Below are 25,743 nucleotides of genomic sequence, written 5' to 3'. Positions count from 1 at the left end.
ACATGTTTTTATTGTTGTACCTCTTCATCCATTTCGGATACGGGTAACGGCGTTTCGATTTGATCCCGTCCGCGGCTTTTTGCCTGATACAGGCGCTGGTCGGCAAGGTCAATCAGCGCGTAGATTTCACTCGCTTCCATGGGGAAGCAGGCAATTCCCTGGCTGATGGTGGGGGCGGGGATGGGATTCCCTTCTCGATCTTTTAATTCCATGCGCGTCAAAGATTTCTGGATGCGGCGGGCTACTCCCCATGCCTGGAGAATGGTGGCGTTCGGTAAAATGACGGCAAATTCCTCGCCGCCCCAGCGTCCCACCCAGTCGGTGCTTTTCAGGTATCGTTGAATATATTGGGTGATTTCGATCAACACCTGATCACCTGCAAGATGCCCGTATCGGTCGTTGTATTCCTTGAAATGATCAATATCCAGCATGATTAAACTGAGCGGATAACCGCCTCGTAAGGCTTTCTGACATTCTTCGGTGAGTTTTTGCAGGAATGCTCCGTGGTTCAATGCGGAGGTCAGGCTGTCCTGCATGGATCGCGTTTCAACTTCCTGATGATGGAAGGCATTTTCCAGTGAAATGGCTGCCTGCTGGGCAAACGATTCTAGCAATTCCAGATCGCTATCATTGAAAGCATTGACCTGATATGAAGCCACCGCTACCATGCCGTAAAGTTTCTCATGGGTTTGTAACGGGGTTCCCATCCAGGAACGGCTCCGTTCCGGCTTACCGATGCTTTTCAGGGTAATTCCCAGCCGGGCGGCTTCTTTGTCTATGTCCTTTACCAGCAAAGAACGCTGGTTGATGACCACCCAGCCTGAAAAGGTGTTTTCGAGTTCCACCTGTTGATCTTCAAAAAATTCGCCGTCGTCATAGAGCAAAACCAGGCGCAGATGACTGTTTTCCAGGAATCCAATATAGTAGGTATCGGCGTTGAGCGCCGATTGAATGGCACTGCTCATCAACGAAGTGACCTGAGAAGGCTCGATGGAAAATGCCAGACTGCGGGTCATTTGATTGATAATTTCGAGCCTTTCCACCTGCTTCTCGATCCGTTTTTTCATCCAGTGGAATGTCTCATTGATGATTGTGGCGGATAAAATTAAACTCAAAGGGCGGTCCCAGGTGATATAAATTTGGGGAAATACGTTGATTGGGAACAGCGGGGAAAGCAGGAAGATCACCATCCCCAGAACGGCATAAGCAAACCACCGCCCCATCAAAATAGTGATGTTGATAAAGAAGAGAGTGGCAACTGCCAGTTGAATCCAGCGAATACTGTACGGTTCAATCAGGGTGAACCAGAGCACAAAAGCCACGTGAAAAAGGAACACCCCCACGCCAGTGAGAGGGTTTTGGTGCCAGTCGGTTTTCAGGAAAAGATTTTGAATCAGGAAATAAGCGAACAGGGCTAACCCGCTCAGGACATTGATCCAGCGTTGGGTGATAGATGTACCTTCTACATACCCGTAAACAAACAAAAAAAACGCAATCCCGGCGCTGCCCAGAAGAATGGGCAATAACAGGCGCTGGTCTCTGCCGGTTTCGGGTACTCGTACAATACGGCTTAGAAAATGGCTCATGCTTCGAGTAGATGCAGAGTATTCTTTTGCAGGCAACGCATCAAAGCATTGACAACCGCCGGATCAAACTGCTTTCCGGATTGCGATCGAATGTATTGAAGAGCATCTTCGACGTTAATACGCTTCCGATAAGGGCGATCGGAGAGCAGAGCATCCAGCACGTCAGCAACCGAGAAAATTCGCGCCAGCAGGGGAATCTCTTCTCCTTTCAGTCCCTTCGGATAACCGCTTCCATCCCAGCGCTCATGGTGATATTCAATGACGGGGATGGCATTGCTGAGGAATGGAATCTCCCGGATGATGCGCGCCCCAATAAGTGGATGTTCCCGCATGAGACGCCATTCATGCTCATTTAATGAGTCGGGTTTGTGAAGAATGGTGTCACTAATACCTATTTTACCGATATCGTGTAAAAGTGCTCCCCTTTCCAGGGCTTTTTGATCCGCAGGAGATACACCCATTTCCTGAGCGATTCTCAGGGCAATCTCGCGCACCCGTAAAACGTGACGTTCGGTTTCGTGATCGCGGGCGTCCAGTGAGTTCATCAGTGCCAGAAGTGTCTGGTCGTATGAGCGTTCCAGTTGATCGAAGGCTTGTGCCAGTTCATGCGCCTGGCGACGCGTTTCTGCCAGTAATATCGATCGCTCCAGTGCAATGCTGGCTTGATTGATAAGCAATCTCACCTCATCAACAGGATAGTGATTGTTCCTGCTGGAACTTTCCATCAATTCCAGCCACAACGCGCCGTAACAGCGCCGGTGGGTCTGGAGCGGAAATGCCATCAGCGAAACCCATTCGTTCACCCGTTGGGTGGAAATCTGGCGGGATTGCATGGCTTGCTGAATAACTTCCATGGGATGGGAAATGTCCGTATCGTCCGATGGATACTGTAAACTGATCTCCATCTCACCGTCCAATCCATACAGCACCATGCCGCAGGCGCTTGCCTGGAACATGCGGTAAGCCGTGAGAGCAATGACCTGCGCCGCTGCGTTCAAATCGTCCGACTCAGCGATCCGCATGCTCAGTTCATGAAGCATTTGCGTAACCATCAACGATGAACGCAGTTCTTCATCCAGAAAACTGCGCTCGATGGCTACAGCGGCGTGTGTACCAATTAAGTCCAGCAAAAACTCATCCTGTTCATTAAAATTCAGTCCCTGCTTTTTCCCAATGGTCAAAATGACCCCGAGAGGCTGACTTTCCCGCAGGATGGGAGATACCAGCATGGAACGCAGGGTGGGATCGCGCAGATCCAGATGGCTGGTACGCGGGTCTCGGCGGATGTCACGAACCCGGATGGCTATACCCGTTTGATAGACATGATTGACGATTTCCTGTAAGGTTTCGCTCAGGGCAGTTCCGCCTATGGATCCCGCATGTGCCCAGCGCCAGGTTTCTTCGTAACGCACCGCAATGACTCCCGCGTGTGCATACGTGCTCTGGCGGGCAATTTCGGCAATTTTCTCCATTAACTGGTTTAAGTTCAATGTGGATGTGAGTAGTGCCGCCGACTGTACAAGGTCTGCCAGCGTGTTGCGGTAGCGTTGATACGACCATGCGCTGGTCAGCCTCATTCCCAGGGCTTCTACGAAGGGGATGTCCTGTGGGGAAAAATATTCCATCTCCCGAGAGGCAATAAACAGCACCCCCTCCAGATTGCCGTTATCCAGCAGAGGGCAGACCAGTTGAGATGGGTACAGCTGGGGAATGAGTTTAAAAGGCGGCTCTTCGGTTTGATGGTGCCGTAACAGCGTTTTGCGGGAGCGAATGGCGCGCCCAATCAAACCGCGGGTGATGCTGTGTTGAAATCCGGGAGGAATCAGCGTGGCATCTGGACCTGCTACAGCAAGCAGTTGCAGGCGTTGGGAAGCGGGGGAAAATCCCAGCACCATGCATAAAGAGGCATGCAGGGTTTGATGAAGCACATTTGCCGCCAGCTGTGCTTCGACAGGAATATCCTCCATCGTTTCCAGTTGCTGATTGAACTGGTTGAGCCTGAGCAGTTGTTCATTCTGAATGCGCTGGAGAAGTAATTGTTGTTCCAGAGCCTGGATTCTGGCTTTTAATTGCCGCACTTCTTCACTGTTCTCATGTCCGGCATCAATGCCTTCTACCTCCGCGTGAACGGTCTCTTTCGGTTTTCCGGTGATGAGGGGAGAAGAAATCAGGGAGGATGGTTTCATGAGGAAAGAACTCAAACTGCAATGAGATGAAGTGGCGGAACGGTTGATAACATCGTCTGTTAGAAGTCTAGCATACCCTGTGTTGAAACACAATTACAGTAACATTTCGGCTTCATTTCAGTTTTGTAAGGAATAGATTCTTATAACCAGAAATTCATGACACCTCCCTGCTGGTGCGTTCTTCAGACCACTTTAAACTCTGATATAATCCAGCAGGGGAGAACCCACACATTCTTCATGCGGATAAAGCGTTCAAGGAGAAGCATTCATGCCGGAATTTTTCTCGTTAAGGGAGATTGACGAAGCCGCGCAGTCCATTCGCCAGCGATTGGATGTCCAGCCAGTGGTCGGACTGGTGCTGGGTTCGGGGTTAGGAGGGCTGGCGGATCAGATACGAAACCCTGTATATATTGAGTACCCTACCATTCCTCACTGGCCGGTCTCTACCGTGCCGGGACATGCCGGCAGACTGGTCATTGGGGAACTGGCTGGAACACAGGTGCTTGTACAACAGGGGCGCGCTCATTTCTACGAAGGATATTCCATGGCAGAGGTAACCCTGCCGATTCGGGTGATGAAGCGTCTGGGAATCAACACAGTGATTTTGACCAATGCGGCAGGTGCCATTCACCCGGAGTTTGAGCCGGGCGACGTCATGCTTATCACGGACCACTTATCTCTGATGGGAATGACCGGTTTCAATCCGTTGCGAGGTCCCAATCTGGATGAGTTTGGTCCTCGATTCCCGGACATGAGTCAGGTGTACGACCGGGAATTGTTGCAAATTGCCCGGGAGGAAGCCCAAAAAGCCGGAATTGCCCTGCGGGAAGGGGTGTATGTAGGATTGTCCGGTCCTTCTTTTGAAACCCCTGCGGATTTGCGTTTCCTGCGCATCATCGGTGCGGATGCAGTGGGAATGTCCACTGTGCCAGAAGCCATTGTTGCCAGACATGCCGGTATGCGTGTTCTGGCGTTTTCTGGCATCAGCAATAAAGCCAATCTGGATGGCAATACCATCACCACCCACGAAGAGGTGCTTGAGGCAGGAAAGCAAATTGTTCCCAAACTGGAAACGCTGATTACCCGGGTATTGCAGAGACTCTAACCCTGAATCTGCAATCACAGATTTGTCGGGATTGAATGCCGTCACAGGATTATGGACGACCTGATCCGTTTTCTTCAGCAGTACGAAAGCGGAGTGTATTTCCTCGCTGGAGGAGTCGCGTTAATCTATCTGTGGCGGCTTTTATCTGCCTGGGAAGAGTACCGAAAATCCATTTTTGGCATTGAACGGGAGATTGCCCGCCGTAAAATCCTGTCCGCTCTCACCATGATGGGGTTGATGGTATTGCTGGTATTTGCCGAGTTCTTTCTGGTTTCGTTTGTTGCTCCTGCTTATATGGGCAAACCGGTTTTTCAAACCCCAACCCTCAATGTGCTTGAGACCCCCTTCGCTCCGCTCACTACACCTCAAGCCAGTACGCCTACCCCATCGAATCTCATCATGACGGTAACCCCTTCACAGGAAGGCTGTATTGAGGGCCAGATTGAGTGGATTTCACCCCGTCCCGGCGAAGAAATTGAAAAAACTGTAGAATTAAAGGGGACGGTGAATGTTCCAAATCTGGGGTTTTTCAAATATGAGTACGCCAGTATGGACTCGGAAGATTGGGTGACCATTGCTGCGGATAACCGCCCAAAAGTGAACGCATTGATTGGATACTGGGATGTCAGCCAGATTGTCCCCGGAGATTATCGTTTGCGCCTGGTGGTCACTGATAACCAGAACAATGTCTTCCCTGCCTGTGTGATTCAGGTACGGATTATCAATTCACCTTAAAGGAATGCCATGCCACAAGTAGCCATTCGTCCTGCCGTATCATCGGATCTCCCGGCGCTCAGCCAGATTGTTCCCTCTTACTATACTGTGAAAGTATGGCAAATGGATCGGGGTGGGGAGGAAGAGCAGATTCAGGTGCGTTTTCGTGAGGTGCGTCTTCCGCGGGAAGTTCTGGTTGAATACCCCCGTTCTCTGGAGGATATTTTTCAGGAAGGCTGGCTCGACAAAGATATCTTTCTCACCGCCAGCCTTTCCAGTATACCGGTAGGGTTTGCTCGTCTGGCGCTGGAAATCACATCGGGCAATTTGTGGGTAAAAGATTTAATCGTGCGTCACGATTTGCGCCGTGAGGGCATTGGCACTGCGCTTTTGATTGCGGTGCAGGATTATGCCCTCGAGCGGAGATATCGCCGGATTATGCTGGAAATGCAGTCCAAGAATTATCCTGCCATTCAACTGGCAAAAAAACTTGGCTATGAATTTTCGGGTTTCAGCGACGCTTACTTTGCGAATCAAGACATTGCCTTATTCTTTGCGCAATCTTTGCGTTGATGAGAACGAACTGGCTGGGAAAGTATGCAGAATGACGGCATGATTGCACTACAGGGTATCCTTCGAGCGCTCAGTGATATTTTCACTGCCGGGATTGCCATAACAGCCTTTGCGCTTTTGCTCTATGCTCTGGCGTTCAATTTGTTCAATCGAGTGGTTCGCTCTTTTGCCTTGATTCTGGTATGCGTGGTGGTGGCGTTTACTGCCGAATCAATGGGTAACATTGCCTCTTCAAGTGCGGACCAAATGTTCTGGTTGCAGGTGCAGTGGGCAGGAGTGGTTTTTCTACCTGCCACCTACCTGCATTTTGCGGATGCCGTGTTAGCCACCACGGGACAGCCCAGCCGGGGGCGAAGGCGTTTCCTTTCGCGTCTGGCGTATTTTATCTCTTTCCTTTTCTTATTGTCCATTCCATTTGGCTGGCTGATTGGTCCGGTGGTCAGTGTGGAGGGGAAAATCAGCCATTTTCAGCCCACCCCTCTGACCAATGTTTTTCTCGTTTACCTGATCACCCTTTGTGGGATTGGTATCAGTTTACTGGTTCGTGCCATGCGGCGATCGACGCTCTCTGCCAGTCGGCGCCGCATGTTCTATCTGGTATTCAGTTCGGTAGCGTTAATTCTAGGGGTATTCCCCTTCCTCCCTTATAACCCTGATTTTCCCTTGCGGCATCCCATCTGGTTCTGGGGCTTGGCGGCACTGGTCAATGCTCTGGTAGGAACCTTGCTGGTGGTTATGGCGTATGTTGTGGCTTTCTTCGGGGTGATGATGCCGGACCGGGTGGTCAAGGCGCGCCTGTTCAAGTGGCTGATGCGAGGTCCCTTTACTGCATCGGCAACGCTGGGCGTGGTGACATTAATCCGGCGCGGTGGTGATGTGCTTGGGTACAACGCCAGCATCCTTGTGCCGGTTGCAATGGTTGCCACCATTTTGATTCTGGAGTATCTCATTACTCTGCTGTCGCCTTTGGGAGAACGCATTCTCTTTGCAGGAAACGATCGTGAAGAACTGGAAATTTTACGGCGTCTGGAAGAGAGACTGGTAACGCGGAACGACCTGCGTCAGTTCCTGGAGATGATTCTGGTCGCTTTGATGGACCGCACTCAGGCGGAAGGAGCCTATCTGGTCGGTCTGGAATCCGGCTCCCAGTTCATTCTTTCACAGGGCAAAACCCGTTTTGAACGTCTGGAGGATCCAACGCAATCTCCTCTGAAGATTTATCCGGAGTGGGAAAAAGCCCGAGAAGCCCGCTATTTCATCTGGGAGGGAGACTGGCTTTTCCCGCTTCATAATGGAGAAGAAAGCCCTCTGCTGGGGTTCATTGGGGTGAGCGGCGTGGAAGGCAAAGAGGTAGCGCTTGAGCCGGATGAAACCATCTGGATGTTGATTGATCGGGCGGCGATGGCACTGCGCGACCGTAAACTCCAGGAACGGATTTTTTCCGCTCTGGAAGCCCTTACTCCTCAGGCAGATTTTATTCAGCGTCTTCGCACTGCAGGTCAGTATGATCGTCAGGAATTCATGCAAGCGGAGGTCCCAGAAGCCCCTGAAGATGTGGCGACATGGGTGCGGGAAGCGCTTTCGCATTACTGGGGTGGTCCTAAATTGCTCAATAATCCCCTGATGAAGTACAGGGTTGTTCAGGAAGCCCTGCGTGAACATAATGGCAATCAAGCCAACGCACTCCGCGCGGTGCTCCGGCAAGCCATTGATCAGGTAAAACCCGAGGGCGAAAGAAAGTTCACCGGTGAATGGATATTGTATAATATTCTGGAAATGAAGTTTGTTGAAGGGCGCAAGGTGCGTGATATTGCGATGCGTTTAGCCATGTCAGAAGCAGATCTTTATCGGAAACAGCGGGTTGCCATTGAAGCCGTCGCAAAAGCCATTCTGGAAATGGAAATGGATGCTCGGGAGGGAGCCAACCAGAAGCAGGAATAGCCGCGGTTGGTATTTTATTCTTAACAACTTACAGAGATGGGGTATGGAGGTAAGAAATGGCGGTAAGGCGATCAGTTGCCAGTATTGAGGAAGTGGAGATGCCTATGGATGAAGGCTGGTGGGCTTCGGTGCTTGCGGATGAGCAGGTCTATGGAGAAAATCTGCTCAGGTCTTCCGGAGCAAAATCCACGGGAATCTCTGCCAGTGTCAACTGGGCAAAAGCACGCCAGTATCTGGAAAACGACGAAGTTGTCAAACTGGAGGTGTACGGCTTCAATCGCGGCGGGCTCTTGGTGCGCGGGGAGGATATTCAAGGGTTTGTACCGGTGTCTCATCTGGTGGAGATGCCCTGTGTCCCCGGCGACGAGGAACAACGCAGGCAGAGCCTGGCAAATTACGTGGGGCGGATTCTTTCCCTCAAGGTCATTGAATGTGAGATGCAGTCTGAGAGGATTGTCCTTTCAGAACGCGCGGCGCTGGCTGGCGAGGGGAAACGCCGGCAACTTTTCAGCACCCTGCGCGCGGGCGAAATTGTCAATGGAACTGTGACGAACGTCACCGACTTTGGCGCTTTTGTGGATTTGGGTGGTCTGGAAGGGCTAATTCATGTCTCCGAACTGTCGTGGGGGAGGGTGCAACACCCGACTGATATTCTGCGGGTGGGCGATCCGGTGCGCGCCCTGGTGCTAACGGTTTCGGCTGAAAATGGAAGGGTAGCGCTCAGCCTCAAGCGGCTTTGTCCCAATCCCTGGGAGGCTTTGCCCCAAATTTACCGTCCCGGTGATGTCGTGGAAGCCGAAGTGACCGCGATCATGCGGTTTGGTGCCTTTGCCCGCCTGAAAGAAGGGGTGGAAGGGTTGATCCACATCTCGACCATGTCCCTGCCCGATGGGGTAAAGGACATTGAAAAGGTGATGACGGTTGGGCAAAAGGTGCAGGTGCGCATTCTGCATCTGGATGCCGAGCGTCGCCGGCTTGGCTTAGGGCTGGTTCGAATCGAATGAAGTTAGAACCAAAACGCAAGCCCACAGGGGTATCTCCAGGATCTCCTCCAACTGGCGAAGAAACCACAACCACAACTGGTATGGAGTGGTGGGGGCGTTTTCGCCGTTTTGGATGGGATATTCTGGGTATCTTTTTAATGGCATGGGCTTTTATGACCTTCCTTGGTCTGGCAGGATGGTCTCGGGGTGTCCTCCTGGATGCCTGGGTGGGTAGTATCCGCATGGCTTTTGGCTGGCTCGCCTGGGGGATGGTGGCAGTTTTCATCCTGCTGGGGTTGCTTTGCTTCCGCCATTACTTTCAGGAATTTCCCCATATTTCTCTTGGGCGTACACTGGCTCTGGAAGCCAGTGCTTTTTTCCTTTTAGCCTTACTGGCAGTATTTGGAGGAATGGATCTCACCCGTGCAGAAAGCGGGAAAGATGGTGGGGTGATCGGATGGGGGCTGGCGAGTTTGCTGGAGGTGGCTTTCCCCTATCCGTGGATTACCATTGTCCTGCTGTTTGCCCTGCTGGTGTTGTTATCATATGGCAGTGGACTTTTAGGATGGGGTTTTCAGGCACTTTTAAAATGGCTGGATGCGATGAGCACTTCTACAGCAACAGTGGCTGTCCAGAGCCCTTTGTCGTCAACCTCAACCCGCCCTTCTGAAGAAAGTGAACCCGATAAACCCCTTTCACAGGCACAGCGCGATTCCCGCTTACCTCCTCTGGATTTGCTGGTGGAGGAACAATCCGCCGCCCCTGACGAAGATACCATTATTGAGACCGGTTTGCGTATCGAGCAGGTGCTCGCAGAGTTTGGATTGCCGGTAAAGGTGGTTGGCTATCGGGTGGGCCCCACCATTACCCAGTATGCGGTGGAGCCGGGCTATGTGGAGCGGACGGGGGCTGATGGCGAAGTCACCCATATGAAGGTGAGGGTCGCTCAAATCTCTGCCTTACAGCGCGACCTTGCCATGGCGCTTTCAGCAGAGCGTTTACGAATCGAAGCCCCTGTGCCGGGACGTTCCTATGTGGGCATTGAAGTGCCCAACCCTCGTAATACCGTGGTCCGGTTGCGTTCTCTGATGCAGGATGAAGCCTTCCAGCGCCTGAATTCTCCTCTGGCGCTGGCACTGGGTAAGGATGTTTCGGGTCAGGCAGTGGTGGCGGACCTGGCGCGAATGCCCCATTTATTGATTGCAGGCACAACCGGTTCCGGAAAATCGGTGTGTGTGTCTGCCATTGTGACCTGCCTTGTGATGAATAACACCCCGGAACGCTTGCGTCTGGTACTGCTGGATCCCAAAATGGTAGAACTTTCTCGTTTTAATGGGTTGCCGCATTTGCTGGGCAAGGTTGAGACTCAAATGGAGCGCATGGTGGCTGTTCTACAGTGGGCAGTGGCAGAGATGGAGAATCGTTACAAAGTTCTCGAGCAAGCCCGCGCTCGTGATCTGGAAACCTATAACCGCCGTGCAGAGAAACGCGGACAATCTCCCCTGCCGAGAATTGTGGTGGTTGTGGATGAACTGGCAGATCTAATGATGACGGCTCCAGAACACACCGAGCCGGCGCTGGTGCGTCTGGCTCAGAAAGCGCGTGCCATTGGCATTCATCTGGTGGTAGCCACACAGCGCCCTTCAACAGATGTGATTACCGGTTTAATTAAAGCCAACTTCCCTGCCCGTATTGCCTTCAGCGTGGCATCGTCGGTGGATTCGCGTGTCATTCTGGATGTGGTAGGCGCTGAAACCCTGCTTGGAAAGGGGGATATGCTCTTCCTGAACCCTGAAGTGGGTACTCCCCAGCGTGCCCAGGGGGTCATGGTTGCCGATCAAGAGGTGGAGCGCATCATCGCTTACTGGCAAAAGCAAGTGCCTGCTTCTGAAGAACCAGTGCCGGTGCCATGGGAGGAGTTTCTGGTCAATGCCGCTGAGGAAGAAGGCGATGCTTTGCTGGAAGAAGCCATTCGTATTGTCCGGCAAGCCCGGCGTGCCAGTGCTTCTTTGCTCCAGCGGCGGATGCGCATTGGATATCCCCGCGCCGCCCGTTTGATTGATCTCATGGAAGAGATGGAAATTGTGGGTCCCTCACAAGGGGGTGGAAAGGACCGCGAGGTACTTTTGCCACCCTTGCCGGAAGATGGCGAGGAAAACGAACAGGGTTCTTGACAGTTCCTCATGGGTAAGATAGCATAAGGCGCAGTGCCGGTTATCGGTATATGTTTATCTTTCCCATTGAGGTGAAACTGTGGAACAGATTGTCAGGAAAGAACCAGTGACCTTCACCGATTTTCTCCGTAAGACTTTCAAGAATGTGCTCGAACCAGTGGCGATGTTCTTCAATCGCCTTGGCATTATGCCCAATACTATGACCATCCTGGGACTGGTGGGGAATGTCTTTGGGGCAGTGCTTCTGGCGCTGGGGCACATTCCCGCGGGCGGTGTGGTGATTTTACTGATGGGACCGATTGACGCTTTGGATGGAACGATGGCGCGATTGCGCGGTTTGTCCAGTGAATTTGGCGCTTTTGTGGACTCGGTGACCGACCGCTACTCTGAACTGGTCATTTTCCTTGGCTTGCTGATTTATTTTTTAAGGGAGGACCTCTGGCTGGGGGTGTTGATGGTCTATCTCGCTGCAGCGGGTTCGGTGCTGGTGTCTTACATTCGTGCCAGGGCGCAGTCGGTGGGGTTTGAAACCAAGATTGGATTGTTCACGCGGGTCGAACGTTTTCTTGTGCTGGTGCCGGGGTTGATTTTCAATCAACCGATAATCTCGCTGGCATTGATTGCCTTTTTTGGAAACATCACTGCCTTACAACGAATATGGCACGTGCGTAAACAGGCGTATGAACGCACAACCGTAAAACGAGAAGGATGAGGAGGAAAAAGCCATATGTCTATCCAGTTCGACGGGATTTTGATTGGTACGTTTAAGATTTATTACTATGGTATTTTGATTGTTTTGGGTGCTGTAGCGGCAACCTGGCTTGCCAGCCGTGAAGCCAGACGGTATGGAGAAAACCCCGATCTGGCTTGGGATTTACTGCCCATTGCATTGATCGGTGGCATCATTGGGGCGAGGTTGTGGCATGTGCTTCTTCCGCCAGCCTCGATGGTGGAACAGGGTATCACCACAGCATATTATTTCACTCACCCTCTGGATATGCTGAATCTGCGCCGGGGCGGATTGGGAATCCCGGGCGCGGTCATTGGCGGTTTAATTGCCGTATGGATTTATTCGCGGAGCAAGAAATTCCCGCTGGGAGTCTGGGCAGATGCAATTGCTCCCGGTCTGGCTCTTGCCCAGGCTATTGGACGGTGGGGAAATTATTTCAACCAGGAACTGTATGGCGCACCCACAAATTTGCCATGGAAACTTTATATAGACCCTGCTCATCGCTTGCCCCAGTATGCCAGTGTGGAGTATTATCATCCTCTGTTCCTGTATGAGTTTCTCTGGAACCTGTTGAACATGGGCTTCTTGCTCTGGGCATCAAGGCGTTTTGCAGGAAAACTCAAGACCTGGGATGTGTTCTTGATGTATGCGATGATTTATGGCATTGGGCGTTTTGCTCTGGAATTTTTACGTCTGGATCCAGCGCCGTGGGGGACGCTCAACGCAAACCAGGTGATTATGCTGGCGGTGGCTGTAGTGTCTGGTGCGATTTTGTTCTGGCGTCATCGGAGAACTGATAAGGAACTGTAATCTTTTTTATGTCGGTTTTCTTTTATATTAATGGTAGAGGTTTTGGATGATTCATGCTGAGGGTCTGACAAAAGTTTTTGACGATTTTGTTGCCGTTAATCAGGTCTCCTTCTCGGTTGCGGAAGGGCGCGTGCTGGCGCTTTTGGGGAAAAATGGCGCTGGCAAGACGACCACGATTCGCATGCTTTCTTCCCTCCTTAAACCCACACAGGGAAGCGCGCGGGTGGCGGGTTATGATATTGTTCGTGAAGCCCAAAAGGTGCGAGCCTCAGTAGGCGTTCTTACCGAACATCATGGCTTGTATTCCCGTATGTCGTTATGGGAGTATCTGGAATTCTTTGGCAGCCTTTACGGTATGACCGAAACCGAGGTGCGTCGGCGGGCAAGACCCCTTTTGGAAGAATTCGAACTGAATGGCACAGAGAAAAAGCGCTTGGGAGAATTTTCCAAAGGGATGCGCCAGAAACTGGCTCTGGTGCGCGCTATTTTGCATAATCCGCCGGTATTGATGCTGGATGAACCTACTTCTGCAATGGATCCTGAATCCGCCCGGGTCGTGCGCAATGCCATCGCCCATATGCGCGGACAGGGAAGAACCATTTTACTGTGCACGCACAATCTGGTGGAAGGGGAAGAACTGGCTGATGATGTTGCAATCATTCATCGTGGACGTATCATTTTGCAGGGGGCACTGGAAGAGGTTAAAGAACAACAGTTGGGAGCCCCTGAGTTTCTTGCCCGACTGGCTCATCCACTTAATGGGGTAGCCCTGCAGTTGCCGGAGGGCGTTACTGTGACAGCCAGAGGGGAAGATTGGGTGCGGTTCCAGGTTGCACATCCCCGGGTCAACAATCCTGAATTGCTCAGAGCCTTGTTCCACCAGCAGGTAGAGGTCCTCTCATTTCAGGAAGTGCCGCGTAGTCTGGAAGAGGTGTTCTTAAAGGCAATTCGAATGGAGAAAGAGGATGTGGACTGAACTTCGTCCGGTTTGGATTTTAGTACGCCGCGAGTTAAGGGATCAACTTCGCGACTGGCGTATCATTTTCCCCATTCTGATTCTGGCTTTGGGCTTTCCGTTCATCATGAACTGGACGGTTCGTGAAATGCTGGACTTCACCTCGGAATATGGCGCGTCCATTGTTGCGGATCGTCTGGTGCCGTTCCTGTTCATGGTAGTGGGTTTTTTCCCGATCTCGGTTTCGCTGGTGATTGCGCTGGAGTCCTTTGCCGGTGAAAAAGAACGCAACAGCATTGAGCCTCTGCTCAACACTCCGTTGCTGGACTGGCAAATTTACGTTGGAAAGTTACTTGCCTCAACACTCATGCCTTTGCTGGGAAGTTATCTTGCCATGATTGTCTATCTGGTTGGGTTGGTCAACCGGGGGATATCCCTCCCGCAGCCCATCATCATGACACAAATCTTTCTTCTTACCACCATTCAGGCAGTCATGATGGTTTCAGGGGCGGTGGTCATTTCCAGTCAGGCAACTTCGGTGAGAGCGGCAAACCTGCTGTCCTCGTTTATTGTTTTACCTGTGGCTTTTCTGATTCAATGGGAAGCGCTGGTGATGTTCTGGGGTAATGAGATGACCCTCTGGTGGGTCCTGCTGGGCACATTCATTTTGGCTGTCCTGTTGAGCCGGGTAGGGGTGTCCCATTTCAATCGCGAGAAGGTGCTGGGGCGTGAGATTGACGTGCTCAAACCTGCCTGGGCATGGCAGGTCTTCTGGAAACAGTTCAAGGGTGAAGCGCGTTCTCTTTCGGAATGGTACGTACAGAAAGTTTTTCCCACTTTTCGGGAATTACTGGTTCCATCGATTCTGACGCTGGCGATTGCACTGGTGGGAATGGCGATTGGGGCTTATATGCTTCAACAGTATCCTGTGTTGGTGACCGCCAGCAAACTTGAACAACAAAACCTGCCCGATATTGAACGGCTTCGGCAGGCATTGCTGGGAAATCAGCCAGGCATGTTTCTGTTGATTTTCTGGCAAAACTTACGGGTGTTGTTGCTGTCTATGGTGCTGGGCATCTTCACCTTTGGCGTGGTTGGGGCTTTACCCATCATGGGAACAATGGCGGCAGTAGGCTTTCTGGGAGCGTTTCTTTCCACCAATCAGGTTTCTCTTCTCCCTATTCTGGCGATGATCGTTCCCCACGGGATTTTTGAAGTACCTGCGGCGATTTTTGCTACTGCGGCAGTGTTGAAAATTGGCGCTGCCTTAGCCACTCCCGCGCGCGATTTTACCATTGGTGAAGTGTTATTGAGATCCCTTGCCGATTGGGCAAAGATTATGGTAGGGATTGTTGTTCCCTTGCTTCTGGTTGCGGCATTTATTGAAGCCTTCGTCACCCCTCAACTGGTTCTGGCGATACTCGGCTCTTGAAAAACCTTTGACGGAAACGAACAGGGCGCACACAGCGCCCTGTTTTTTGTTATGATAGAACTGGATAGAAATTACCAGCCCACCAGGAATTGTTCCCACTCCTTATTTTCTTCCAGGTGTCTGCCAAAGATATATTGAGCCGACATGGGAGGTTCTGCTGGCGGGCGGAGTAATTTCATACCGGCTTCTTCCAGCGTGCGTCCACCTTTGCGATGATTACAAACCGGACAGGCAGCAACCACGTTGGTCCAGCAGTGTTTTCCGCCCAGATGGCGGGGAATGACATGATCTACGGTCAGGTCGGTGGTATGTTTACCGCAGTATTGACAGGTGTAATTATCGCGGCGGAACACCTCGCGGCGGGTGAGTTTCAGCCGCGGGCGGGGGCGTGAAATCATTTTTTGCAGTCGAATCACCGAGGGACGTGGGATGACACGGCTGACTGTGAGAATGTTGCCTCTTCCGTTGACCACCATGGTGGCTTTCTCACTCATTAAAAGCCCAACTGCCCGACGCATGTCACATACATGAATCGGTTCAAAGTTGGCATTCAACACCAGTACAGGTTCGTGCATAACAAAATTATAGCACGAACCCTTTCAGGGAATAAAAAGTAGTATATCAATCAAAAGATCGGAGGTTTTTATGCCATCAGTCATCGTAACAGGCGGCAGTGGGTTGATAGGACAGTCCTTTTGCAGAGAAATGCAATCGGCAGGCTGGGAAGTGGTCATTGTCAGCCGAAGCCCTCGAAGAGGTGCTTCAGGGGGGCAATTTCGCCAGATTGGCTGGGAAGATTTGCCTCTGGAGATGGAGAATGCCCGGGCGGTAGTGAATCTTGCAGGAGAAAATATCGGCGCTGGACGCTGGACAAAGGAAAAGAAACAGCGGATCCAGGAGAGCCGGTTACAGGCTGGCAAAATGGTCTCGCAGGCATTTTTTCAGGCAAGCCGCAAGCCGGAGGTGCTGATTCAGTCCTCTGCAATTGGATACTATGGAACTCAATCAGGCGATTTAGCGCTGGATGAGGCGGCACCCGGTGGGGAAGATTTTCTTGCTCAGGTAGGGAGAGCGTGGGAACAATCTACCCGTGAAGTGGAGGATCTGGGAGTTCGCCGGGTGATCATCCGCACGGGGGTGGTGCTGGCGCGTGAAGGAGGCGTGCTGAATCGTATGGTGTTGCCCGTTCGCCTGGGGGTGGGTGGTCCTCTGGGGTCTGGAAGGCAATGGATATCCTGGATCCATATTCAGGATCAGGTGCGTGCCATGCGATTTCTCATTGAGACAACCTCTGCCCGGGGGGTGTATAACCTGACTGCACCTACTCCCGTACAAAATCAGGATTTCATGTGCACGCTGGCAAAGGTACTTCGCCGACCCTGCTGGCTTCCGGTTCCGGGATTTGCCCTGCGTGTCTTGCTGGGGGAGATGAGCACACTGGTGCTGGATGGCCAACGGGTTGTGCCTGCCCGCTTACTGGCGGAGGGGTTTGTGTTTGCGTATCCCCACCTGGAAGAGGCTTTGCGGAATTTATTGGAATGAAACCAGTTGAAGAGAGGTTGTTCCAAACACATTTCCAGAGTATGGTATACTCTGGCACTGGCTCTACTTTTGTTTGGGAGGCAAGAAATTGAAAAAGGCACTCATCACGGGGATTACCGGACAGGATGGTTCGTATCTGGCTGAACTGCTCCTTTCCAAAGGATACGAAGTTCATGGAATGATTCGACGCGCAAGCACTTTCAACACCCGCCGTATCGATCACATTTACCGTGATCCCCATGCCAACGGAGATCCGGTGCACTTATACCTTCATTATGGCGATTTGACCGCTTCGGATACTCTGCTGGATATCATTTATAACATTCGCCCGGATGAGATTTATCATCTTGGCGCTCAAAGCCATGTGCGGGTGAGTTTTGATATGCCGGAGTTTACCGGCGATGTCACCGGGTTAGGTACGGCACGCATTCTGGAAGCCATTCGCAAAAGCGGTGTTAAGGCTCGTTTTTATCAGGCTTCTTCCAGTGAGATGTTTGGGAGCGCCAAGCCTCCTCAGAATGAAAACACCCCCTTTGAACCGCGCAGCCCCTACGCTGTAGCCAAACTGTATTCCTACTGGCTCACCCGCAATTACCGGGAAGCCTATCACATTTTTGCAGTGAATGGAATTCTCTTTAACCATGAAAGTCCACGGCGTGGAGAAACTTTTGTGACCCGTAAGATTACCCGCGCGCTGGCATCCATTCGGGCGGGCAAACAAAAGGTGCTTTACCTGGGTAACCTGGACTCCCGCCGGGACTGGGGGTATGCTCCGGAATACGTTGAAGCCATGTGGATGATGCTCAACCGTGATGAACCCGATGACTTTGTAATCGGAACGGGTGAAGCCCATACGGTGCGTGAATTTCTGGATGAAGCCTTTGGCTACCTCGATATGGACTGGCATGAATACGTCAAAATTGACCCGCGTTACTTCCGTCCAACCGAGGTAGATTATCTGCTTGCCGATGCCACAAAAGCCCGTACTGTGCTGGGCTGGGAGCCGAAAGTTCGCTTCCGCGAACTGGTGCGAATCATGGTGGATGCCGATCTGGAATTGATGGGGTTGGAATGTCCAGGCGAAGGGAAACGCATTCTCCAGGAACGCTTCGGGAACTGGCACCGCTGGGAGAAGCAGGTTATCTCCATGGATGATCATTAGGAAAATTACCGATGCCCGCGGTGTTGTTCGTTTGTACAGCCAATATCTGTCGTTCGCCCATGGCAGCGGCGCTCTTTTTGGCGCGCTTGAACTCAAATGGACTTCATCCCGAACAATGGCTGGTGGATTCTGCCGGAACATGGGCTTACGATGGACAGGCGGCGTCGCAAAACGCCATTCTCGCCATGGAAAAACGCGGTCTGAACATTCGTGCCCACCGTTCCAAGACAGTCTCCAGTTATTTGCTGGAAATGTTTGATCTCATTCTGGTCATGGAGCCGGGTCACAAAGAAGCCTTACAGGTGGAATTTCCTCATCTGGCTTCAAGAATTTATTTGTTGAGTGAAATGGCAGGAGAATCCCTGCCTGTTGAAGATCCGTATGGCGCCTCGCTGGAGGAATATGAAAAAACTGCCGCCGAGTTGGACTCCTTAATCGAAAGAGGGTTAGCGCGGATCTTATCCTTAGCGGGCTTTGACAGTGAGGTTTCGTCGGATTAAAGTAGTGGGGTATTTGAAAAAAAAGAATGTCCAGTTTCTTGACCCAAACAGATCCGTTCGGGTATAATTGCCTTTTGCGTAAAATGCACGTATTGTGTTTATCGCAGGACAGGATCCGGTCTAAAGTATGAGGTGCAGGAGAAAAGCATGGCTTCCGAATTGACAACCACGAAGTCTTACGCGCGTATTCCGGTTGTTTTCGATCTTCCCGATCTGATTGATGTTCAGGTTGACTCGTTCAAACGGCTCAAGCAAGAAGGATTGATTGATCTGTTTGATGAGATTTCCCCAATTGAATCTTACAACAAGGGGATGAAATTGTATTTCCCCGGGCGTTCGCAGGAGGCTCAGCAGTTTAACCTGCGCATTCGCTTTGGGGAGCCGAAGCACTCCATTGAAGAGTGTGTGGAAAAGGATTTGACCTATGCCAGCCCGCTGTACGTGGGGGTGTTGCTGGCTGGTCCCGAAGTGCCTGAACCCATCCGGCAGGAAATCTTCCTGGGTGATTTCCCGGAAATGACCGATAAAGGCACGTTCATCATTAATGGTACAGAGCGCGTGGTTGTCTCGCAGTTGATCCGCTCGCCGGGCGTGTATTTTGACGCTCCCGTGGATCGTGCCACAGGGCGCCGCCTGGCAATGGCAAAATTGATTCCCGATCGCGGCGCATGGATGGAATTTGAGACCCGTAAAAATGATTACCTGATTCTCAAATTCAACCGCAAGCGCACCGTACCCATTACCATTTTCCTGCGCGCTCTGGCGGCAGTTGACGATGGTCTTGGTGGTGAAAGTCCCCTTAAGGAAGGGACGGATGAGGAACTGCTGGCACTCTTCCAGGATGTGGATAACAATCCTGAACGTCTCTTTATTGCCTCGACGATGCGCCAGGAACCGGTTTGGGATTTGACCGGCGGGTTAACAATTGCTCAGGCGGCGTTGCTGGAGTTCTTCAAGCGGATGCGCCCGGGAGACCCCGCTACCCTGGAAAACGCCCGCCAGTTCCTGGAAGAGCAGTTGTTTGACCAGCGTCATTACGATCTGGAGCGGGTGGGGCGTTACAAACTCAATCAGAAACTGGATTTGTCCGATAAAATCCCCGTCACACACCGCACCATTACCAAGTGGGACATCCTCAATCTGATTCGACGGATGATCCTTATCAACAACGAGCGCGAAGACAAGGATGATATTGACCACCTCGGCAATCGCCGGGTCAAGACGGTGGGTGAACTCATCCAGAACAAACTGCGCATTGGACTGCGCCGCATGGAGCGGGTCATCAAAGAACGCATGTCCATCCGTGATCAGGAACAGGTGACGCCGATGAGCCTGGTCAACATTCGACCGGTGGTGGCGGCACTGCGTGAGTTCTTTGGCTCCAGCCAGTTATCTCAGTTCATGGATCAGACCAACCCGCTTGCCGAACTGCGTCATAAGCGCACTCTCTCGGCGCTGGGTCCTGGTGGCTTGCGCCGTGAACGGGCAGGATTTGATGTCCGCGATGTGCACCACTCCCACTATGGCCGAATTTGCCCGATTGAGACGCCTGAAGGTCCAAACATTGGTTTGATTGGACGTCTGGCGTCCTTCTCCCGGGTGAACGAATACGGCTTTATTGAGACGCCCTATCGCCGGGTGATTAAATCGCTCTCTTCCAGAGATGAACGTCTGGTAGGACGTAAACTCCGCGAAACCCTCACCGATCCCGAAACGGGTGAGGTGATTGCCCGCGAAGGTGAACGCGTGACCGCGGAAATGCTCCCGGCAATCCAGAAACTGAACAAATCGACCATCTTTGTGGTGCCGTTTGTGTCGGATGATGTGGAGTACCTCTCCGCCGACGCCGAAGATAAATTCATGATTGCGCAGGCGAACTCCCTGCTCAACGAATACAACGAATTCATTCAGGATCGGATTTCCTGCCGCTATCACTCAGACTTCACCGAAGCCTCACCGGATAGCATTAACTACATGGATGTCGCTCCCAATCAGGTGGTGGGCATCAGCGCTGCGCTTATCCCCTTCCTTGAGCATGATGATGCCAACCGTGCTTTGATGGGATCGAACATGCAGGCGCAGGCCGTTCCTCTGGTGCGCCCGGAGATCCCCATTGTCTCTACCGGTATGGAACTGTATGCCGCACGCGACTCCGGACAGGTGCTGGTTGCGGAAGAGGATGGCGAGGTGATTTCGGTCAACGGGCGGCAGGTTGTCCTGCGAACCCCCAGCGGTGTGCGGGTGTATCAACTACGCAAATACCAGCGTTCCAACCAGTCCACCTGTATTGATCAGCGTCCTGCAGTGCGTAAGGGACAGATTGTCCGCAAGGGAGATGTTCTGGCGGACTCCAGTTCCACCGTCAATGGGAATCTGGCTCTGGGTCAAAACGTGGTGGTGGCTTTCCTTTCCTGGGAGGGCGGAAACTTTGAAGACGCCATCCTGATTTCTGAACGCCTGGTTCAGGAAGATAAATTTACCTCTGTCCACATCGAAAAGTACGAAATCGAAGCCCGCGACACCAAACTGGGACCGGAAGAGATTACCCGTGACATTCCGAATGTGGGTGAGGATGCCATCAAAGATCTGGACGAAAACGGCATCATTCGCATCGGTGCTGAGGTGGGACCCAACGACATTCTGGTTGGCAAAATTACTCCCAAAGGTGAAAAAGAACTCACTCCTGAAGAGCGCCTGTTGCGGGCAATCTTTGGTGAAAAGTCCCGGGATGTGAAAGATACTTCCCTGCGCATGCCACATGGCGAGCGGGGTAAAGTGGTGGATGTGAAAGTCTTCACCCGTCAGGACAATACCGATTTGCCTGCCGGTGTGGATATGATGGTGCGTGTGTCGGTTGCACAGCGCCGTAAGATCACTGCGGGAGATAAAATGGCAGGGCGCCACGGGAACAAAGGCGTGGTCTCTCGGGTCGTGCCGGTGGAAGATATGCCCTTCCTTGAAGATGGTACCCCGGTGGATATCATCCTTAACCCCCTGGGTGTGCCCGGACGTATGAACATTGGGCAGGTGCTTGAAACTCATCTGGGTTGGGCGGCAATGCGTCTGGGGTTCCGCGCCATTACCCCTGTCTTCGATGGTGCAAACGAAACCGAAATTGAAGCCGAACTGGCACGTGCCTATCTGATTGACCTGGCATGGAAAGAAACCGTTGATGCTGCCTGGCAGATGGCCAAGGAGCAGGGCGCTGCTCCGGAAGATTTCCGGGATGATAATGAAGTGCGCACTTTGTACATTCAGCAATGGTTGGGTGAGCGCGGATACGACATAAACCGACTGGGCGAAGATGAGGTATATGCTCGCCGCTCTACCCTCACTGAGTGGCTCCGCGATAAGGGCTATGACCCTGATTCCATCCTGCAATTTGAGGATGTTGGCTTGAAAGCCCCGGCGATCTCGTCTAAGGATCTCAACGCCATTGAAGTCTGTCTGCGCATCTGGCTGGAATCGCAGGGTGTGGATGTCAGCAACGTTGCCAATGAGAAAATCCGTGAGGTGGCAGAAGATTACATGCGCCAGACCGGTAACCCCATGCCGTTGCTGGGCAAACAACGTCTGCGCGATGGTAAGACCGGTGAGTACTACGATCAGCCGGTGACAGTAGGCGTGATGACCATGTTGAAACTGCACCACCTGGTGGAAGACAAAGTTCACGCCCGCTCTACAGGCCCGTACAGTCTGGTTACTCAGCAGCCGCTGGGTGGTAAAGCGCAGTTTGGTGGTCAGCGCTTTGGTGAAATGGAAGTGTGGGCGCTGGAAGCCTACGGTGCGGCACATACCCTGCAGGAAATGCTCACCGTGAAATCTGATGATGTTCAGGGACGTGTCGCCACCTATGAGGCAATTGTCAAGAACGAACCCATTGAAGAGCCCAGCATACCGGCGGCTTTCCGCGTGCTGGTCAAGGAACTGCAAAGCCTGGGTGTAGCGGTCGAAGCCATTATGGAAAATGGCGAGGTGGTGCGCTTTGGTAAAGATGAAGAGCGTGTACGACCGCCAAAGATTGAGACGGGCTTGCTTGGCTTGGGTGAGGATTTAGGACTGGGAAGCGGCGATGGCGAGGATGACTTGCTATAGCCCGGGAGTTGTGATATAATCCTTGCCCGTTGCCTGTCATAGACACGGAAATAGAGGCGAGGCCATCTGTGCAAGGTGAAATGATGGCCTCCCTTTATGGAGAAAAGAAACGCTATCAAACCGTACTGATATATATTTTTTGGAGGCAAGAAGGTGCCAACCATCAATCAACTCATTCGAAAAGGACGCGAATCGAAAAAGGTGAAGAGCAAAGCGCCTGCTCTGCAGTACATTCTCAATGTGTACAAGCAGCGCCGTCTTCCCAAGGAGGGTGGCTCCCCGCAGAAACGTGGGGTTTGCACCGTAGTCCGTACGATGACCCCCAAGAAGCCGAACTCGGCTTTGCGGAAAATTGCCCGCGTGCGCCTGACGAACGGTATCGAAGTCACGGCGTATATTCCGGGTGAGGGGCATCAGTTGCAGGAGCACTCGGTGGTGCTGGTGCGTGGCGGCCGCGTGAAAGACTTGCCGGGTGTGCGTTATCACATCGTTCGCGGCACGCTGGATACCACCGGTGTTGCCAAGCGGCGCCAGGGTCGTTCAAAGTACGGCGCGAAGCGGCCGAAATAGTCTTTTTGGATCATGGAGTAGGGAAATATGCGTCGTACCAAACCTGAAGTCCGAGAAATCAATCCGGATGTGCGCTATAACAGCGTGTTAGTGCAGGAGTTTATCAACCGGGTCATGCGCCGCGGTAAGAAAAGCCTTGCGGCACGGCTGGTCTATGATGCCTTGGAAATGGTGCAGGAAAAGACTGGTCGCCCTGCAGTGGATATTTTTGAACAGGCGATTAAGAACGTCGGTCCGATCATGGAAGTTCGTCCGCGCCGCGTGGGTGGGGCTACTTATCAGGTGCCGTTGGAAGTTCCTGCGCGCCGCCGCATGACGTTAGCCATGCGCTGGATTATCCAGGCTGCCAAAGCCCGCTCGGGCAAGTCTTTCTCTGAAAAGTTGGCGGCTGAACTGCTGGATGCCAATAACAATCAGGGTGCTGCCGTGCGCAAGCGCGAAGAAACCCACAAGATGGCGGAGGCTAACCGGGCATTCTCCCACTTCCGGGTTTAGTTTTACAAGGTATAAAAAGGTGAAGCATGGCTCGAACATTTCCGTTAGAGCGGTGCCGTAACATCGGAATCATTGCTCATATTGACGCAGGGAAGACCACGACTACCGAGCGGATCCTGTTCTACACAGGTAAAACCTATCGGTTGGGGTCGGTGGACGAAGGCACCACTGTAACGGATTGGATGGTGCAGGAACGAGAGCGGGGAATTACGATTGTTTCTGCGGCAGTCACAGCCGAGTGGAAAGATTACCAGATTAACCTCATTGATACGCCAGGTCATATTGACTTTACGGCGGAGGTTCAGCGCTCCCTGCGTGTTTTAGACGGCGGTGTGGTGGTGTTCGATGCCACTCAAGGGGTAGAACCACAAAGCGAAACTGTCTGGCGACAGGCAGATCGTTATAACGTCCCGCGTATTTGTTTTATCAACAAAATGGATCGGGTCGGTGCGTCCTATGAGTATTCGATTGAATCAATTCGCAACCGGTTGGGCGCCAACCCGATTCCGATGCAAATCCCCATTGGTGCTGAATCCAACTTTTCTGGTGTGGTGGACTTGCTGACCATGCAAGCCATCACCTGGCGCGATGAACTGGGCCGCGAACCCGTGTATGGGGAAATCCCGGCGGAACTCCGTGATGAAGCCGAAGAACGGCGCGCCATTCTGGTGGAGCGTATTGCCGAACTGGATGATGACCTTACGGTCAAATTCCTTGAGGGTGAGGAAATCACCGTGGAAGAGTTGAAAGCGGCACTGCGTCGGGCTACGCTGGAGAATAGAGCCACACCGGTTTTCTGCGGGAGTTCGTTAAAGAATAAAGGCGTACAGCCGGTCCTGGACGCGATCATTGATTACCTGCCCTCGCCGCTGGATATTCCGCCGGTACGCGGAACCGATCCCAATACAGGCGAAGAGATTACCCGACCGGTTTCCGATGATGCGCCGTTGAGCGCGCTGGTATTCAAAATTGTCACCGATCCCTATGTGGGGCGGCTGGCTTACTTCCGCGTGTACTCGGGGAAGGTGACCACCAATACCATGGTGTACAACCCGGGCAAGGGGCGAAAGGAACGCATTGGGCGCCTCTTGCGCATGTATGCGGATCGGCGTGAGGACGTGGAGGAAATTCCTGCGGGTGATATCGGCGCCGTTCTGGGGTTGAAAGACACCTTTACTGGCGATACCCTGTGTGATCCGCAGGCGCAGATTCTGCTGGAAAGCATCCAGTTCCCGGAACCGGTGATCTCGGTGGCGATTGAACCCAAGACTACTGCTGACCAGGACAAAATGGCAGAAGCCCTGCGCAAACTTTCAGAAGAAGATCCAACCTTCCGCGTGCGCACCGATGAAAATACCGGTCAAACCATTATTTCCGGTATGGGCGAACTGCATCTGGATGTGCTGGTAGACCGCATGTTGCGGGAGTTCCGCGTACAGGCAAACGTGGGGAAACCCAAGGTGTCTTACCGCGAAACCATCACCCGGCCGGTGCCCAAGGTGGAATACCGCTATGTCAAGCAGACCGGTGGAAAAGGTATGTATGGGCATGTGGTTCTCAGCATGGAACCGGTCGAGCGGGGGAATGGTGTTCAGTTTGAGAGCAAAGTTGTCGGTGGGGCTGTACCGCAGGAATTTGTCCCTGCTGTGCAAAAAGGCGTGATTGAAGCCGCAGAGAGCGGCGTTCTTGCCGGATATCCAGTCACGGATGTCAAGGTGACGCTGATTGACGGCTCCTATCACGAGGTTGACTCGAACGAGATGTCGTTCAAAATGGCGGCGATTTTTGCCTTCAAAGAAGGGATTCAACGCGGTTCGCCCGTTTTGCTTGAACCCATCATGAAGGTTGAGGTCGTGGTGCCAGAAGAGTTTTTAGGCGATGTGCTGGGGCAGTTGAACGCCCGCCGTGGTGAAATTCAGGGCATGGAAGTTCGCCCTGGCAACGCTCAGGCGGTTCGGGCGATGGTGCCGCTGGCAGAGATGTTCGGATATGCGACCGAGTTGCGCTCAGCCACTCAGGGACGTGGGGTCTTCTCCATGGAGTTCGATCACTACGCACCCGTGAGCGCCACCGTAGCGCAGAAGATTCTCAATTCATAACCGGATATTCACCAGAAATTTTGGAGGAGTGTTTTTATGGCGAAGCAGAAATTTGAACGGACGAAGCCGCATCTGAACGTAGGGACGATGG

General features: G+C 52.5%; 20 protein-coding genes. 17 read left to right on the top strand and 3 right to left on the bottom strand.

The window, feature by feature from the left end; genetic code table 11:
- Positions 1 to 8: 8 nt before the first annotated feature.
- Complete coding sequence (locus tag LHF31_RS00100; protein ID WP_303773046.1) at positions 9 to 1,586, bottom strand: diguanylate cyclase; 1,578 nt, start codon at positions 1,584 to 1,586, stop codon at positions 9 to 11.
- A complete protein-coding gene (locus LHF31_RS00095) occupies positions 1,583 to 3,772 on the bottom strand; it encodes an HD domain-containing phosphohydrolase (protein ID WP_303773044.1) in 2,190 nt (729 codons plus the stop codon). The genes LHF31_RS00100 and LHF31_RS00095 overlap by 4 nt, the downstream gene beginning before the upstream one ends.
- A 268-nt stretch (positions 3,773 to 4,040) precedes the next feature.
- Here LHF31_RS00095 and LHF31_RS00090 point away from each other — a divergent pair, with 268 nt between their 5' ends.
- The 10 genes from LHF31_RS00090 (at position 4,041) to LHF31_RS00045 (ending at position 15,189) form a co-directional block, all read left to right on the top strand.
- Entirely contained in the window at positions 4,041 to 4,877 is an 837-nt protein-coding gene (locus LHF31_RS00090; protein WP_298009007.1) for a purine-nucleoside phosphorylase, read from the top strand.
- 51 nt (positions 4,878 to 4,928) lie between these two features.
- On the top strand, positions 4,929 to 5,612 hold the full coding sequence (locus LHF31_RS00085) for a hypothetical protein (RefSeq protein ID WP_298009004.1): 684 nt from the start codon (positions 4,929 to 4,931) through the stop codon (positions 5,610 to 5,612).
- A 9-nt stretch (positions 5,613 to 5,621) separates the two neighbouring features.
- Positions 5,622 to 6,164 (top strand): GNAT family N-acetyltransferase, encoded by a 543-nt coding sequence (locus LHF31_RS00080; protein WP_298009000.1) that lies wholly within the window; start codon positions 5,622 to 5,624, stop codon positions 6,162 to 6,164.
- Positions 6,165 to 6,203: 39 nt separating this feature from the next.
- Positions 6,204 to 8,105, top strand: a complete 1,902-nt coding sequence (locus LHF31_RS00075) for a histidine kinase N-terminal 7TM domain-containing protein (RefSeq protein WP_298008997.1) — start codon at positions 6,204 to 6,206, stop codon at positions 8,103 to 8,105.
- A gap of 56 nt (positions 8,106 to 8,161) precedes the next feature.
- Positions 8,162 to 9,109, top strand: coding sequence for a 30S ribosomal protein S1 (locus tag LHF31_RS00070; protein WP_303773040.1), 948 nt, complete (start codon positions 8,162 to 8,164; stop codon positions 9,107 to 9,109).
- Positions 9,106 to 11,262: a DNA translocase FtsK gene (locus LHF31_RS00065; RefSeq protein WP_298005474.1), complete on the top strand. Its 2,157-nt coding sequence runs from the start codon at positions 9,106 to 9,108 to the stop codon at positions 11,260 to 11,262. Before LHF31_RS00070 ends, LHF31_RS00065 begins: the two co-directional genes overlap by 4 nt.
- Positions 11,263 to 11,341: 79 nt before the next feature.
- The gene (locus LHF31_RS00060; protein ID WP_298005471.1) at positions 11,342 to 11,974 is read left to right on the top strand and encodes a CDP-alcohol phosphatidyltransferase family protein; all 633 of its coding nucleotides are present in this window, start codon (positions 11,342 to 11,344) and stop codon (positions 11,972 to 11,974) included.
- Between the two features lie 15 nt (positions 11,975 to 11,989).
- Positions 11,990 to 12,802, top strand: coding sequence for a prolipoprotein diacylglyceryl transferase (gene lgt / locus LHF31_RS00055; protein ID WP_298005468.1), 813 nt, complete (start codon positions 11,990 to 11,992; stop codon positions 12,800 to 12,802).
- Positions 12,803 to 12,848: 46 nt separating this feature from the next.
- Positions 12,849 to 13,778: an ABC transporter ATP-binding protein gene (locus tag LHF31_RS00050; RefSeq protein ID WP_298005463.1), complete on the top strand. Its 930-nt coding sequence runs from the start codon at positions 12,849 to 12,851 to the stop codon at positions 13,776 to 13,778.
- Positions 13,768 to 15,189, top strand: coding sequence for a stage II sporulation protein M (locus LHF31_RS00045; protein WP_298005460.1), 1,422 nt, complete (start codon positions 13,768 to 13,770; stop codon positions 15,187 to 15,189). The genes LHF31_RS00050 and LHF31_RS00045 overlap by 11 nt, the downstream gene beginning before the upstream one ends.
- Positions 15,190 to 15,260: 71 nt before the next feature.
- On the opposite strand, the gene LHF31_RS00040 is transcribed toward LHF31_RS00045, so the two are convergent.
- Positions 15,261 to 15,764, bottom strand: coding sequence for an HNH endonuclease (locus LHF31_RS00040; RefSeq protein ID WP_298005457.1), 504 nt, complete (start codon positions 15,762 to 15,764; stop codon positions 15,261 to 15,263).
- A gap of 70 nt (positions 15,765 to 15,834) precedes the next feature.
- On the opposite strand from LHF31_RS00040, the gene LHF31_RS00035 reads away from it, so the two are divergent.
- The 7 genes from LHF31_RS00035 (at position 15,835) to fusA (ending at position 25,652) form a co-directional block, all read left to right on the top strand.
- On the top strand, positions 15,835 to 16,731 hold the full coding sequence (locus tag LHF31_RS00035; protein WP_298005454.1) for a TIGR01777 family oxidoreductase: 897 nt from the start codon (positions 15,835 to 15,837) through the stop codon (positions 16,729 to 16,731).
- A gap of 88 nt (positions 16,732 to 16,819) precedes the next feature.
- Positions 16,820 to 17,893 carry a GDP-mannose 4,6-dehydratase gene (gene gmd, locus LHF31_RS00030; protein ID WP_298005451.1) on the top strand — a complete coding sequence of 358 codons (1,074 nt, stop codon included), beginning with the start codon at positions 16,820 to 16,822 and terminating at the stop codon, positions 17,891 to 17,893.
- Positions 17,894 to 17,904: 11 nt separating this feature from the next.
- Positions 17,905 to 18,393: a low molecular weight protein arginine phosphatase gene (locus LHF31_RS00025; protein WP_303773034.1), complete on the top strand. Its 489-nt coding sequence runs from the start codon at positions 17,905 to 17,907 to the stop codon at positions 18,391 to 18,393.
- A 147-nt stretch (positions 18,394 to 18,540) separates the two neighbouring features.
- Positions 18,541 to 22,488 (top strand): DNA-directed RNA polymerase subunit beta, encoded by a 3,948-nt coding sequence (locus tag LHF31_RS00020; protein WP_298004907.1) that lies wholly within the window; start codon positions 18,541 to 18,543, stop codon positions 22,486 to 22,488.
- A gap of 153 nt (positions 22,489 to 22,641) precedes the next feature.
- On the top strand, positions 22,642 to 23,058 hold the full coding sequence (gene rpsL, locus LHF31_RS00015; RefSeq protein ID WP_298004909.1) for a 30S ribosomal protein S12: 417 nt from the start codon (positions 22,642 to 22,644) through the stop codon (positions 23,056 to 23,058).
- 27 nt (positions 23,059 to 23,085) lie between these two features.
- Positions 23,086 to 23,553: a 30S ribosomal protein S7 gene (gene rpsG / locus LHF31_RS00010; RefSeq protein ID WP_298004912.1), complete on the top strand. Its 468-nt coding sequence runs from the start codon at positions 23,086 to 23,088 to the stop codon at positions 23,551 to 23,553.
- Positions 23,554 to 23,579: 26 nt separating this feature from the next.
- Positions 23,580 to 25,652 (top strand): elongation factor G, encoded by a 2,073-nt coding sequence (gene fusA, locus LHF31_RS00005; protein ID WP_298004916.1) that lies wholly within the window; start codon positions 23,580 to 23,582, stop codon positions 25,650 to 25,652.
- Positions 25,653 to 25,743: the final 91 nt, after the last annotated feature.

The sequence above is a fragment of the Anaerolinea thermophila genome, from assembly GCF_020723905.1.
Classification (GTDB): Bacteria; Chloroflexota; Anaerolineae; order Anaerolineales; family Anaerolineaceae; genus Anaerolinea; species Anaerolinea thermophila_A.
This window is presented reverse-complemented; position numbering and strand designations above follow the sequence as displayed.